The organism is Microbacterium sp. SWDP-B6, from assembly GCF_059803615.1.
Genome location: NZ_JAPFGV010000004.1, coordinates 191,023 through 204,306, shown reverse-complemented (window position 1 = coordinate 204,306; position 13,284 = coordinate 191,023). Strand labels below are relative to the sequence as shown.

Below are 13,284 nucleotides of genomic sequence, written 5' to 3'. Positions count from 1 at the left end.
TCCTCAGACGTCGTAGTCGACCACGACGCGGTCGCTCGTCGGGTGGGACTGGCAGGTCAGCACATAGCCGCGGTCCAGCTCGTCGGGCTCGAGCGCGTAGTTCTCCGTCATCGTCACGCTGCCCTCGATGACCCTGGCGCGGCACGTGCCGCACACGCCGCCGGCGCACGCGAACGGGGCGTCCGGCCGCACCCGCAGAGCCGCGTTCAGCACCGACTCGTGCGCGTCGACGGGGCTCTCGACGGTCGACGAGACGCCGTCGAGGTTCACCTCGATGCGTATCGTCTTCGCGCCCGCCCGCACCTCGACCGGGCGCGCGGCGCGCACAGGTTCGTCGCCGGTGGTGAAGAGCTCGAACCGGATGTGCTCCCGCGGCACGCCGACGTCGGCGAGCACCTCGCGGCACAGGTCGACGAGCGAGAGAGGACCGCAGAGGAACCACTCGTCGACGTCGCTCGGGTCGATGAGCATCCTCAGGATGGTGCGCAGCTTCTCCTCGTCGATCCGCCCCGACAGCACGGGAGCCGTGCGCTGCTCACGGGACAGCACATGGTGCAGCGTCACTCGCGTCGGATACCGGTCCTTGAGGTCGGCGAGGTCCTCGAGGAACATCACGTCGAGTGTCGATCGGTTCGTGTAGAGCAGTGTGAAGCGCGACGAGTCCGAGCGCGTCAGCACGGTGTGCGCGAGCGCCATCAGCGGGGTGATGCCCGAGCCCGCGGCGATGCCGACGACGTGGCGACGATCGAGATCGTCGAGCCCCGAGGTGAATGTGCCCTGCGGACTCATCACGTCGATCTCGAACCCGGCGTGCAACCCGGTCTGGGCCCACGTGGAGAAGAGGCCGCCCTCGTCGCGCTTCACCGCGACACTCAGCCGGGTGGGCGTGCCCGCCGCGATCTGCTCGGCCGTGCGATGCTCGGGCGCGCGGCACAGCGAATACGATCGGCGCACCTCGGTGCCGTCGAGGGTGGTGCGCAGCGCCACGTACTGGCCCGGCAGGTGGTCGTAGTCGTCGGCGAGCTCGGCGGGAACCGTGAAGGATACCTCGACCGAGTCCTCGGTGAGCGGCCTCACCTCGTCGACCACGAGAGTGTGGAACCGCGCGCGCTTCTTCGCCGTCGATGCGGAGGGCGAACGAACGGATGTCGGTGCGACGGCACCGGACGGGGCGAACAGCGACATCAGTGCACCTTGAAGTGGTCGAAGGGTTCGAGGCATGCGCGGCACTCGAACAGCGCCTTGCATGAGGTGGAACCGAAGCGCGAGACCTCGCGGGTGTCGAGCGAGCCGCACCGCGGGCAGCGCACGCTGATCGCGAGGCGGATCGGGCCGGACGACAGCGCGGAGCGCCCCGAAGGAGGCGCGATGCCGTACTGCGAGAGCTTCTGCTTGCCGGCATCCGACATCCAGTCCGTCGTCCACGCGGGGGAGAGCACGAGACGCACCTCGACCTGCGAGTGACCGGCAGCGGTGAGGGCCAGGATGACATCGTCGCGGATCGTGTCCATCGCCGGGCACCCGCTGTAGGTGGGGGTGATGTCGACACGCACGACGTCGCCGTCGACCGTGACGGCTCGGAGCACTCCGAGGTCTTCGATCGTGAGAACGGGGACTTCGGGGTCCGCCACGGCAGCGGCGATCCGCCAGGCGTCGGTCTGCAGCGTGTCGGTCACCATGACGCCCCCGGATGACGTCGCGCGAGAACCTGCATCTCGGCGAGCAGATGGCCCATCGGGGTCGCGTGCGCACCTCGGCGCCCTCCTGCTGACGATGCCGCCACTGAGGGCGCGGTCAACTCCGCCTCTGTGAAGACGGTGTCGACGACCGCGTCGAAACCCGCGCGAAGGGTGGACGGGCGCACGGCGGCATCGCCGAGACGATCGATCAGTGGCTCATCGCGGAAGAGCTCGTCGACGTACGGCCAGACGTCGCCGAGCGCGCGCACCATCCGCTGCCGTGATTCGTCGGTGCCTCCGGCGAGGCGCAGCACCCACTGCACCGAGTGGTCGCGGTGGTAGTCGACCTCTTTGAGCGACTTCTCGGCGATCGCCGCGAACGTCTCGTCTGTGCTGGCCCTCAGCCCGGAGTACAGCTCGAACATGTAGGTCGACACGACGAACTGACGTCCGATCGTCTGCGCGAAGTCGCCGTTGGGCTGCTCGACGATCCAGGCGCTGCGGAACTCCGGCTCGTCGCGGAAGTACGCGAGGTCGTCTTCGGAGCGTCCGTCGTAGGAACCGGCGAAGTGCAGGAACGAGCGGGCATGACCGAGCAGATCGAGGGCGATGTTGCCGAGCGCGACATCCTCTTCGAGTTCGGGCGCGCGGGAGATCCATTCGCCGAGCTGCTGCGAGAGGATCAGGGCGTCGTCGCCCAACCACAGTGCGTACTCGGCGATGTCGGCGGATGCGGCCGCGGAGCCGGTTCCCGTGAGCTCCTCGCTCAGTCGCAGCTCGTCGACCGAGACATCCCCGTGCATGTCTCCATGGACGTCCGTGCGGATGTCGTTCACAGGTGCGGCACCCCCTCGGAGGCCGTGTAGTAGACGGCGTGCCGGTAGTTCTTGCCCGCGGGGCTCTCGAAGTAGGCGCCCTTGGCGTCGGGGTCGCTCGTGGTGATCGCGTCGGCGGGCACGGCCCAGATCGACACGCCCTCGCCACGGCGCGTGTAGAGGTCTCGGGCATTGCGGATCGCCATGTCGGCATCCGGGGCGTGCAGCGATCCGACGTGCACGTGGCTCAGGCCGCGATTCGCACGGACGAAGATCTCCCAGAGGGGCCAGGGTTCGCGTTCGTCGGCACCGGGCGTCGCCATCACGCCGCCGCCTTCGTCTTCAGCGCCTGCTTGCGGGCGTACTCGGCTGCGGCCTCGCGCACCCACGCACCCCCCTCGTGTGCCGTGCGGCGACGTTCGAGACGCTCCGCGTTGCAGGGGCCATTGCCCCGCAGCACCTCGAAGAACTCGTCCCAGTCGATCTCGCCGATCACGTACTGGCCCGTCTCGTCGTCGAAGCGCAGATCGGGGTCGGGCAGGGTGACGCCCAGGATCTCGGCCTGCGGCACCAGCATCCCGACGAAGCGCTGGCGCAGCTCGTCGTTGGTGAAGCGCTTGATCTTCCACTTCATCGACTGGGCCGAGTTCGGCGACTGGTCGTCGGGCGGGCCGAACATCGCCAGGCTCGGCCAGTACCAGCGGTTCACGGCGTCCTGCGCCATCTGCTTCTGCTCGTCGGTTCCCTGCATCAGCGAGAGCAGGATCTCGAAACCCTGACGCTGGTGGAACGACTCCTCCTTGCACACGCGCACCATGGCGCGGCCGTAGGGGCCGTAGGAGGCGCGGCACAGCGGCACCTGATTGCAGATCGCGGCGCCGTCGACGAGCCACCCGATAGCGCCCATATCGGCCCAGGTGGGGGTGGGGTAGTTGAAGATCGAGGAGTACTTGGCCTTGCCGCTGATGAGCTGGTCCATCATCTCGTCGCGGGTGATGCCGAGGGTCTGCGCCGCCGAGTAGAGGTACAGGCCGTGGCCCGCCTCGTCCTGCACCTTGGCCATCAGGATCGCCTTGCGCTTGAGGCTCGGCGCCCGGGTGATCCAGTTGCCCTCGGGCTGCATGCCGATGATCTCGGAGTGCGCGTGCTGCGAGATCTGACGGATCAGCGTCTTGCGGTAGGCGTCGGGCATCCAGTCGCGCGGCTCGATGCGCTGCTCGTTCGCGATGAGCTCGTCGAACAGGCGCTCGTCGTCTGAGAGCTCGCCATCGACGAGGGAGAGATCTGCGGGGCTTGTCATCATCGACTCCTCGGTATCCGATCCGCTTTACTGACCGGTCGTTAGGTAATTCTGACATGCCGGTCCGCCGTGCGCAAGAAGCGGCGCTCAGCGCGAGCGGGAGACCAGGTCGAGAAGGGCGAGCCCGTAGGCCTCCGAGGGGTCCGGATGCTCGAAACGCAGCGTCTCGCCGGCGATCTCGACATCGACGACGAAGGCGTCGGGAAGGCGGGTGAGTGCCCGGAACGTGCCCCGCAGCAGTTCGCGCAGCTGATCCTCGCGGGGCAGCCACACCGCGTCCGCGAGGGTGACCGCGTCGAGCGCCCACTCTGTGGTGCCGTTGAAGGCGAGGTCGGTGCCGCTCGGAGTCTGCCTCGCCTCGATCGTCATCGCGCTGACCGTGAAGACGTCGGCCTCGGCTTCGAGCTCGACGTCGTTCGGGAGGTCGAGCTGAAAGCGATCGCCCTCGGAGGGATGCCACACGAGCCCGGCATCGCGCAGGGATACGGCCAGTTCTCGGGTGATCATCGTTCCACGCTAGACGACGGGGTGAGGGCGCGGCGCGGATCTCACCAGTGGATGACGATGCCCCCGGGTGTCGGCGGCCTCGGGCGCGACGTCGGTGGCATGAGGCACAGTGGAGACATGAATTCCCCCTCTGCTGTCGACACCCGCACTGCTGCGCTCGCCGCCTTGCGCGAACTGGTCGGCCGCCCCGACGCCGATTTCCACGACGGCCAGTACGAGGCGATCGAGGCGCTGGTCGAGGGGCGCCGCCGCGCGCTCGTCGTGCAGCGCACCGGCTGGGGCAAATCGGCGGTGTACTTCGTCGCGACGCTGCTGCTGCGTCGGCAGGGGGCGGGACCGACCGTGCTCGTCTCGCCGCTGCTGGCTCTCATGCGCGACCAGATCGCCGCCGCCGAGCGCGCGGGCGTCCGAGCCGTGGCGATCAATTCCACCAACGCGCACGAATGGTCGGAGGTGATGCAGCAGCTCGACCGAGACGAGGTCGATGTGCTGCTCGTCTCTCCCGAGCGACTCAACAACCCGGCGTTCCGCGAGCAGCAGCTGCCGGCACTCGTGCGACGGATCGGCATGCTGGTGGTCGACGAGGCGCACTGCATCAGCGACTGGGGGCACGACTTCCGTCCCGACTACCGTCGGCTGCGCGATCTCATCGAGCAGATGCCGCCAGAGGTTCCGGTGCTCGCGACCACGGCGACCGCCAACAGCAGGGTCGTTGCCGACGTCGCCGAGCAGCTCGGCACGGGAGGCTCATCGGGCGACGGCGCCTCTGCGGTGCTCACGATCCGCGGGCCGCTCGCCCGCACCTCGCTGCGGCTCGGGGTGCTGCGTCTGCCGACCTCGGCGAGTCGGCTCGCCTGGCTGCTGAGCCACATCGACGACCTGCCCGGCTCGGGCATCATCTACACGCTCACCGTCGCTGCCGCGGTCGACACCGCTCGGCTGCTGCGCGACCACGGCCACGACGTGCGTGCGTACACGGGGCAGACAGACACCGACGAGCGCACGGAGTCAGAAGGGATGCTGAAGCGCAACGAGGTCAAGGCCCTCGTCGCGACGAGCGCGCTCGGCATGGGCTTCGACAAACCCGACCTCGGATTCGTGCTGCACCTCGGTGCGCCGTCGTCGCCGGTCGCGTACTACCAGCAGGTCGGTCGCGCCGGGCGTGCGAGCGAGAGCGCAGACGTGCTCCTGCTGCCGGGCGTCGAAGACCGCGATATCTGGCACTACTTCGCCACCGCGTCGATGCCCGACCGTGAGCGCGCCGAGAGGGTGATCGCTGCGCTCGGCGATCAGCCGATCTCGACGCCGGCGCTCGAGGCGATGGTCGACATCCGCCGCACACCTCTCGAGCTGCTGCTCAAGGTGCTCGATGTCGACGGCGCGGTGCGACGTGTGCAGGGCGGGTGGGTCGCCACGGGCGAGCCCTGGAGCTACGACGCCGAGCGTTACGAGCGGATCGCGGGCGAGCGCCGAGCCGAGCAGCAGCACATGATCGACTACGAGCAGACCGACGGCTGCCGCATGGAGTTCCTCCAGCGCTCGCTCGACGACGACACGGCAGCGCCCTGCGGCAGATGCGACAACTGCGCCGGCATCTGGTTCCCGAGCGAGATCGGCGAATCGGCGACGACTCAGGCTGCGGAGTCGCTCGACCGAGTGGGCGTTCCCGTCGAGCCGCGCCGGGCCTGGCCGACCGGCGCCGACAAGCTCGACGTGCCCGTCAAGGGGCGCATCGCGGCGGGTGAGCAGGCGGGAGAGGGGAGGGCGCTCGCCCGGCTCACCGACCTCGGCTGGGGCGGCACCCTGCGCGAGCTGTTCGCCGCCGGAGCGCCCGATGCCGCCGTGACGCCGCAGGTGCTCGGCGGCTGCGTGCGAGTGCTCGCCGACTGGGGCTGGACAGAGCGCCCTGTCGCGGTGGTCGCGATGCCTTCACGGTCGCATCCGCTGCTCGTCGACTCCCTTGCCCGAGGGATCGCCGACATCGGTCGGCTGCCGTACCTCGGTGCGCTCGACCCAGTCGATGGCGGCCCGAGCGGTCAACCCGGAGGCAACAGCGTGTTCCGTCTCGCAGGTCTGTGGGACAGGTTCAGCGCGCAGGGCCTCGACATCCCCGAGGGGCCGGTTCTCCTCGTCGACGACCTGGCCGACAGCCGGTGGACTCTGACGGTCGCCGCCCGCACACTGCGTCAGGCCGGCGCCACAGAGGTGCTTCCGTTCGTGCTCGCGCTTCGCGGCTGAGGTCGGCGATCCATTCCGATGGGAAGACTTCAGCGCAGGTCGTACACGCGCTTGTACTTGCCTTCGCTGCGCGGCAGAGCGCCGGGCTCCTCGACCTTGACGTCGACGCTGGTGCCGATGTGCACCTTGATGCGATGTGTGAGCACTGCAGCGGCGGCGTCGCACTCCTCGATGCTCAACGACGGGTGCCGCTCGATGCGCACCGTCATGGTGTCGAGCTGGCCCGCACGGTGCAGCTCCAGCACGAAGTGCGGCGTCAGGGTCTCGATGCCCATCACGAGCTCTTCGATCTGTGTGGGGAAGAGGTTCACGCCGCGCAGGATGATCATGTCGTCGTTGCGCCCGGTGATCTTCTCGATCCGCCGCAGGGCGGGATACGTCGTTCCGGGCAGCAGGCGGGTCAGATCCCGTGTGCGGTAGCGGATCACCGGAAAGGCCTCTTTGGTGAGCGAGGTGAAGACCAGTTCGCCCAGTTCGCCGTCCGGCAGGCGGTCGCCGGTGTCGCCATCGATGATCTCCGGAAGGAAGTGGTCTTCCCAGATGTGCGGGCCGTCTTTGGTGAGCACGCTCTCGCTGGCGACGCCCGGCCCCATGACCTCGCTGAGCCCGTAGATGTCCACGGCGTCGATGTTCAGTCGCTTCTCGATCTCGCGGCGCATCTCGTTGGTCCACGGCTCGGCTCCGAGCACGGCTACCCGCAACGAGGTCCGCGTCGGGTCGACGCCTGCCGCCTCCATCGCATCGGCGATCGTGAGCAGGTAGCTCGGCGTGCAGAGGATGGCGTCCGGCTCGAAGTCGGCGATCAGCTGCACCTGGCGCGCGGTCTGACCACCGGAGACGGGTATCACCGTCGCGCCGAGTCGTTCGATGCCGGCATGCGCCCCGAGTCCACCGGTGAACAGCCCGTATCCGTAGGCGTTGTGCACCTTCATGCCGGCGCGGATCCCCGCGGCGTGCAGCGACCTCGCGATCAGGTCGCCCCACCTGTCGAGGTCGCCCTCGGTGTAGCCGACGACGGTCGGCCGCCCGGTCGTGCCCGACGACGCGTGGATGCGGCGCACGTCGGCCATGGGCACGGCGAACATCCCGAACGGGTAGCTCTCTCGCAGATCGGCTTTGGTGGTGAACGGCAGCCTCTGCACGTCGTCGAGGGTGCGGATCTCGTCGGGGTGGACACCGTGCTCGTCGAACTTGCGACGGTACGTCGGCACGTTCTCGTAGGCGTGGCGCACAGTCCACTGCAGGCGCTGCAGCTGCAGCCGGGCCAGTGCACTGGCGGAGCGCAGCTCGATCTCGGTGCCGATCTCGGCACGGGTGTGGGTCATCGTCGACTCCTTCGTCGCGGGCAGGGCCATGTCAGGTGTGCCGGTCAGCCCGGGTGCGATCGGTTCGTGGTGAGCGAGCGGCCGCGCACCTCGGCGACGACGTCGCCGGACTCATCGGTCACCGTGACGTCGTAGATGCCGTTGCGACCGCTGACGACGCGGCGACTCGCACGTGCCGTGAGCCGCTGCCCGGAGGTCGTCGACTTCAGGAAGGTGATGTCCGCGCCGCCCGCGACCGTGACGCGCTCGTCCTCGTTGCAGGCGATCGCGAAAGCCGTGTCGGCGAGAGTGAACACCAGGCCGCCGTGCGTGATCGCGAAGCCGTTCAGCATGTCGTCGCGCACCGTCATCGACACCACGGCCTCGCCGGGCTCGTCGAGCTCGACGGTCATGCCGAGCATCGCCGACGCGGCATCGCGCTGCATCATGGCCCTCATGCTGCCGCGACCTCGGAGGTGGGCTCCTTGCTGACCAGCGTGAGCACGTCGTAGGTCGCGACGAGCTCGTCGGCCTGGTTGCGGATCACCGCATCCCAGCGCACCTCGCCGTAGTCATCGGTCTCGCGGGGGGTGATCTGCTTGGCGGTGAGCTCGACGCGGATCGTGTCACCGGGGGAGACCGGGGTGATGAACCGCAGATTCTCGAGACCGTAGTTCGCGAGCACGGGGCCCGGTTCGGGGTCGACGAACAGACCGGCCGCCCACGAGACCAGCAGGTACCCGTGTGCCACACGGCCGGGGAAGAACGGGTTCGCTGCGGCCGCCTCGTCGTCCATGTGGGCGTAGAACGTGTCACCGGTGAAGTGCGCGAAGGTCTCGATGTCGTCGAGGGTGACCTCCCGTGATGCCGAGACGATCTGATCTCCGATCAGGAGCTCCGCGAGCGACTTGCGGAACGGATGCCGACCGCCGCTGCGCGCCGCGGCTCCCGCGTGCCAGACACCGGTCAACGCCGTGAGCATCTCGGGCGATCCCTGCACCGCAGTGCGCTGCATGTGGTGCAGCACCGCGCGGATGCCGCCGAGCTCCTCGCCGCCTCCTGCCCGACCGGGCCCGCCGTGCACGAGGTTCGGCAGGGGAGACCCGTGACCGGTCGAGGAGCGCGCGTCGTCGCGGTCGAGCAGCAGCATCCGACCGTTGAACGGCGCGATGCGCGTGGCCAGCTCGACCGCCTGCACCGGATCGTGCGTCGCGATGCTGGTGACGAGCGAGCCGCCGCCGCGGGCGACGAGTGCGGCGGCGTCGGCGATGGTGTCGTAGGTGAGCAGGGACGACACCGGACCGAACGCCTCGACCGAGTGCGCGGCGTCGGACTGCGGATCGTCGAAGCGCAGCAGCAGCGGCGAGACGAACGCGCCGTCGGGCGAGAGCGCGGTGGTTCCGTCTGCGAGCCGCACCTCGGGAGCATCCGTCGACCCCACCACGATCTGTCCGCCGGCGTCCTGCAGCTTCGCGACCTGACGCAGCACCTCGTCGCGCTGCGCGGTCGAGGCGAGGGGGCCCATCGTCGCACCTTCGGCGCGGGGATCGCCCAGCACCGTCCTCTCGGTGATGCGCGCCTGCACGGCGGCGATCACGGCATCCGCCGACCCGGTCGGCACGATCGCCCGGCGGATCGCCGTGCACTTCTGCCCGGCCTTGGTGGTCATCTCGGTGACGAGCTGGCGGACGTAGGCGTCGAACTCCGGGGTGCCCTCGATGGCGTCGGTGCCGAGCACCGAGGCGTTGATCGAGTCGGTCTCCGCGGTGAACCGCACTCCGCCGGTCTGCACGGCGGGGTGGGCCTTCAGGCTCTCGGCTGTCGAGGCGCTGCCGGTGAAGCCGACGATGTCGCCGAGGCGCAGGTTCTCGAAGAGGTCGGGGACGCTGCCGCTCACCAGCTGCAGCGATCCGTCCGGCAGCAGGCCCGACTCGACGAGGATGCGCACCATCGCCTCGGCGAGATATCCGGTCGGCGTCGCGGGCTTCACGAGCGTCGGCATGCCGGCGAGGAAAGCCGGTGCGAACTTCTCCAGCGACCCCCACACGGGGAAGTTGAAGGCGTTGATCTGCACGGCGACTCCCGGCAGCGTCGTGTAGACGTGGCGCCCGAGGAACGAGCCGTCCTTCGAGAGCGGCTCGACGGGGCCGTCGACGTGCACGCGGCTGTTCGGCAGTTCGCGCCGCCCCTTGCCGGAATACGAGAACAGCACGCCGATGCCGCCGTCGATGTCGACCCAGGAGTCGCTCTTCGTCGCGCCCGTGCGCGCCGACAGCGCATAGAGCTCGTCCTTGCGCTCGGTGAGCGCCAGGGCGAACTGCTTGAGCAGCACCGCGCGCTGATGGAAGGTGAGCGCACCGAGGCTCTTCTGCCCCACGGATCGGGCATGGGCAAGCGCCCCCGCGAGGTCGAGGCCGTCGGTGGAGACCAGCGTGACCACATCGCCGGTGGACGCGTCACGGACCTCGGTGAATCGTGCGGGCGAAGTCGGCGTCCACCACTCGCCCTGGATGTAGCTCGGCAGATACTCGGTCATCTCTCCTCGTTCCATGCGTAGAACCCCTCGCCGCTCTTGCGGCCGAGCTTTCCTTCGGCGACCATCCGCCGCAGCAGATCCGGCGGAGAGAACCGCTCACCGAGAGTGCGTTCTAACTCCTCGGCGATGCCGAGCCGCACATCGAGTCCGACGACGTCGGTCGTGCGCAGCGGCCCCATCGGATGCCGGTATCCGAGCGTCATCGCCGCGTCGATGTCGACGGCCGACGCGACGCCCTCCTCGAGCATCCGGATCGCCTCGAGGCCGAGCATGACGCCGAGTCGAGACGATGCGAACCCGGGGGAGTCGGTGACGACGATCGGGGTCTTGCCGAGGGAGCTCACCCATCCGGCCGCGTTCTCGACGACCGCGGTGTCGGTCGCTGCGCCTCGCACGATCTCGACGAGCGCAGACGCGGGCACAGGGTTGAAGAAGTGCAGGCCGAGGAAGCGCTCCGGACGACGGCGGCTCGCGGCGAGATCGTCGATCGAGATCGACGACGTGTTGCTCGCCAGGGTGGCGTCGGCGGGCATCGCCGCCTCTGCACGGGCGAGCGCGTGTTCCTTGAGTTCGCGGTCTTCGGGAACGGCTTCGATCACGAGGTCGACCACGGCGAAGGCGGCGATGTCGCGACCAGTCGTCAGGCGGCCGGTGATCTCGACCTCGTTCAGAGCGGGATCGCGGGCGACGGATCGGCGGGTGCTCTCGCGGATCCGCTGCAGTGCGGCATCCGCGCTCGCCGTGTCGCGTTCGACGACCGCGACACGGGATCCCGCGAGCAGGAAGGCATGCGCGATGCCGGCGCCCATTCGTCCTCCGCCGAGCACGCCGACGGCCGCGGGCACGTGGTCCGGGCGTCTCGTCACGCTCCGTTCGCTCGAGGTCCCGGGGTGGGGGTCGCTCGAGGACGAGGGCTGCTCGCTCATCGGTTCTTCCTCTCGAGGAACGCGGTCATGCGACGGTGCTTCTCCGGCGACTCGAAGAGCTCGGCCTGCAGCTCGAGCTCGATCGCAGGATGTCCCGAGCGCGGAGTGCGCAGAGCGTGTTTCGTGTGCTGCGTGGCCAGCGGGTCGTTCTTCGCGATGCGATCGGCGATCGCGTGCGCGGTCGCGATCAGCTCGTCGGACGGATGCAGCGACGAGACGAGTCCCCATCGCAGTGCCTCCTCGCCATCGAGCGCTCGACCGGTGAGAAGCATCTCGCTCGCTCGCGCCGCGCCGATGATCTCGGGAAGCCGCCACGTCGCACCGGCCGCGGCGATGATGCCGAGTCCGGTCTCGGGGTTGCCGATTCGGAGGGACGGCGTCGCGATGCGGATGTCGGCGGCGTAGGCCAGCTCGGCTCCGCCCCCGAGTGCGTAGCCGTCGATCGCCGCGATCACCGGCATCGGCAGCTCGTTGATGCGGATGAACACGGTCGCGTTGATGCCGCGCCTGGCGTCATCTGCGGTGCGATCGCGCAGCTGCGCGATGTCGGCACCCGCCGCGAAGACACCGCCGGAGCCGGTGAGGATGAGGGTGCGGGGGGTCTGTTCGAGCATTGCGCACAGCTCGTGCAGCGCGTCGACCGTCTCCTGGTCGATCGCGTTGCGCTTCTCGGGGCGATCGAGCGTCGCGATGACCCTGTCGCGCTGCTCCTCGATCTGCAGGCTCACGTCAGACGCTCCACGATCATGGCCGTGCCCTGTCCGACTCCGACGCACATCGTGGCGAGGCCGTAGCGAGCGCCCTCGCGTTCGAGCCGACCGAGCAGGGTCACGATCAGGCGGGATCCGCTGGAGCCGAGCGGATGTCCGAGCGCGATCGCACCGCCGTCGGCGTTGACGATCGCCGGGTCGAGGCCGAGGCGACGGATGCAGGCGAGCGATTGTGACGCGAAGGCCTCGTTCAGCTCGACGGCGCCGAGATCGGCGATCTGCAGCCCTGCCTTCGCGAGAGCCTTCTGCGTCGCGGGCACGGGGCCGAGTCCCATGATCTCGGGGGCGAGTGCGGCGGTCGCCGAGGCGATGATGCGTGCACGCGGTCGCAGTCCGTGTCGCTCGACGGCCTCGGCGCTCGCCACGACGATCGCGGAGGCACCGTCGTTCAGCGAGCTGGAGTTGCCGGCCGTGACGACCTCGCCGCCTGCGACCACGGCGCGCAGCTTCGCGAGAGCGTCGAGGGTGGTGTCGCGTCGCGGTCCTTCGTCGGTGTCGACGATTCCGCGGTCGGTCTCGACCCCGACGATCTCGGGGGCGAAGCGCCCCGCGTCGATCGCGGCGACGGCGCGCAGATGGCTCTGCAGGGCGAAGGCATCGGCATCCGCCCGGCTGATGCCGTCGACGCGTGCGACCTCCTCCGCCGTCTCGGGCATCGAGAAGGTGGCCTTCTCGCGCGCGGCGAGCCGCGGATTGGTGAAGCGCCATCCGATCGACGTGTCGAAGGCCGCGCCGGGCTTGGCCCATGCGCGCTCGGGCTTCGCCTGCACCCAGGGGGCTCGTGTCATGGACTCGACGCCGCCGGCGACGATGAGGTCGGCGTCGTCCGCGCGCACGGCGTTCGCGGCGAGAGCTATGGCCGACATCCCCGAGGCGCACAGCCGGTTCACGGTGAGCCCGGGGATCGAATCGGGCAGGCCGGCGAGGAGCACGGCCATGCGGGCGACGTTGCGGTTGTCTTCGCCCGCTTGGTTCGCTGCACCGAGGATGACCTCGTCGATCGCCTCGGCGGGGATCCCCGACCGGGTGACGGTCTCGCCGACCACGAGGGCTGCCAGATCATCGGGGCGGATGCCGGCGAGTGCGCCGCCGTGCCGACCGACGGCGGTGCGGACCCCGTCGACGAGATAGGCCTCGGACATCGTCATCCTCTCGAACGCCCACGCTGGCGATAATTTCAGACCGATCGGTCAGGAATACGATCTCAGA

13 protein-coding genes are annotated in these 13,284 nt (G+C 69.2%); 1 reads left to right on the top strand and 12 read right to left on the bottom strand.

Translation table 11 applies throughout. The features are described from left to right. Positions 1 to 3 precede the first annotated feature (3 nt). The 6 genes from paaE to OPU70_RS08225 all read right to left on the bottom strand — a co-directional run bounded on the left by paaE (position 4) and on the right by OPU70_RS08225 (position 4,301). The gene (gene paaE / locus OPU70_RS08250; protein WP_498557508.1) at positions 4 to 1,185 is read right to left on the bottom strand and encodes a 1,2-phenylacetyl-CoA epoxidase subunit PaaE; all 1,182 of its coding nucleotides are present in this window, start codon (positions 1,183 to 1,185) and stop codon (positions 4 to 6) included. Next, on the bottom strand, positions 1,185 to 1,679 hold the full coding sequence (paaD, locus tag OPU70_RS08245; RefSeq protein ID WP_079112434.1) for a 1,2-phenylacetyl-CoA epoxidase subunit PaaD: 495 nt from the start codon (positions 1,677 to 1,679) through the stop codon (positions 1,185 to 1,187). The genes paaE and paaD overlap by 1 nt, the downstream gene beginning before the upstream one ends. Then, entirely contained in the window at positions 1,673 to 2,482 is an 810-nt protein-coding gene (gene paaC / locus OPU70_RS08240; RefSeq protein ID WP_042539475.1) for a 1,2-phenylacetyl-CoA epoxidase subunit PaaC, read from the bottom strand. Before paaC ends, paaD begins: the two co-directional genes overlap by 7 nt. Before the next feature lie 29 nt (positions 2,483 to 2,511). After that, the gene (gene paaB / locus OPU70_RS08235) at positions 2,512 to 2,817 is read right to left on the bottom strand and encodes a 1,2-phenylacetyl-CoA epoxidase subunit PaaB (protein WP_042539384.1); all 306 of its coding nucleotides are present in this window, start codon (positions 2,815 to 2,817) and stop codon (positions 2,512 to 2,514) included. Beyond that, positions 2,817 to 3,794, bottom strand: a complete 978-nt coding sequence (gene paaA, locus OPU70_RS08230; protein ID WP_498557507.1) for a 1,2-phenylacetyl-CoA epoxidase subunit PaaA — start codon at positions 3,792 to 3,794, stop codon at positions 2,817 to 2,819. The genes paaB and paaA overlap by 1 nt, the downstream gene beginning before the upstream one ends. Positions 3,795 to 3,881: 87 nt before the next feature. Continuing rightward, a complete protein-coding gene (locus tag OPU70_RS08225; protein WP_042539388.1) occupies positions 3,882 to 4,301 on the bottom strand; it encodes a hypothetical protein in 420 nt (139 codons plus the stop codon). A gap of 117 nt (positions 4,302 to 4,418) precedes the next feature. Between OPU70_RS08225 and OPU70_RS08220 the strand changes: the two genes are divergently transcribed. Beyond that, positions 4,419 to 6,539 carry a RecQ family ATP-dependent DNA helicase gene (locus OPU70_RS08220; protein WP_498557506.1) on the top strand — a complete coding sequence of 707 codons (2,121 nt, stop codon included), beginning with the start codon at positions 4,419 to 4,421 and terminating at the stop codon, positions 6,537 to 6,539. 29 nt (positions 6,540 to 6,568) lie between these two features. Here OPU70_RS08220 and paaK read toward each other — a convergent pair whose 3' ends face one another. Genes paaK through OPU70_RS08190 form a run of 6 tightly spaced genes read right to left on the bottom strand, consistent with a single transcriptional unit; the run spans position 6,569 to position 13,217 of the window. Next, positions 6,569 to 7,864, bottom strand: coding sequence for a phenylacetate--CoA ligase PaaK (paaK, locus tag OPU70_RS08215; protein ID WP_498557505.1), 1,296 nt, complete (start codon positions 7,862 to 7,864; stop codon positions 6,569 to 6,571). A 44-nt stretch (positions 7,865 to 7,908) separates the two neighbouring features. Continuing rightward, the gene (gene paaI / locus OPU70_RS08210) at positions 7,909 to 8,292 is read right to left on the bottom strand and encodes a hydroxyphenylacetyl-CoA thioesterase PaaI (RefSeq protein ID WP_052492903.1); all 384 of its coding nucleotides are present in this window, start codon (positions 8,290 to 8,292) and stop codon (positions 7,909 to 7,911) included. Positions 8,293 to 8,297: 5 nt separating this feature from the next. After that, the gene (gene paaZ, locus OPU70_RS08205) at positions 8,298 to 10,379 is read right to left on the bottom strand and encodes a phenylacetic acid degradation bifunctional protein PaaZ (protein WP_498557504.1); all 2,082 of its coding nucleotides are present in this window, start codon (positions 10,377 to 10,379) and stop codon (positions 8,298 to 8,300) included. Beyond that, positions 10,376 to 11,305: a 3-hydroxyacyl-CoA dehydrogenase family protein gene (locus tag OPU70_RS08200; protein ID WP_311879567.1), complete on the bottom strand. Its 930-nt coding sequence runs from the start codon at positions 11,303 to 11,305 to the stop codon at positions 10,376 to 10,378. Before OPU70_RS08200 ends, paaZ begins: the two co-directional genes overlap by 4 nt. Beyond that, a complete protein-coding gene (locus OPU70_RS08195; protein WP_311879566.1) occupies positions 11,302 to 12,033 on the bottom strand; it encodes an enoyl-CoA hydratase/isomerase family protein in 732 nt (243 codons plus the stop codon). Before OPU70_RS08195 ends, OPU70_RS08200 begins: the two co-directional genes overlap by 4 nt. Then, entirely contained in the window at positions 12,030 to 13,217 is a 1,188-nt protein-coding gene (locus tag OPU70_RS08190; RefSeq protein WP_311879564.1) for a thiolase family protein, read from the bottom strand. The genes OPU70_RS08195 and OPU70_RS08190 overlap by 4 nt, the downstream gene beginning before the upstream one ends. Positions 13,218 to 13,284 lie beyond the last annotated feature (67 nt).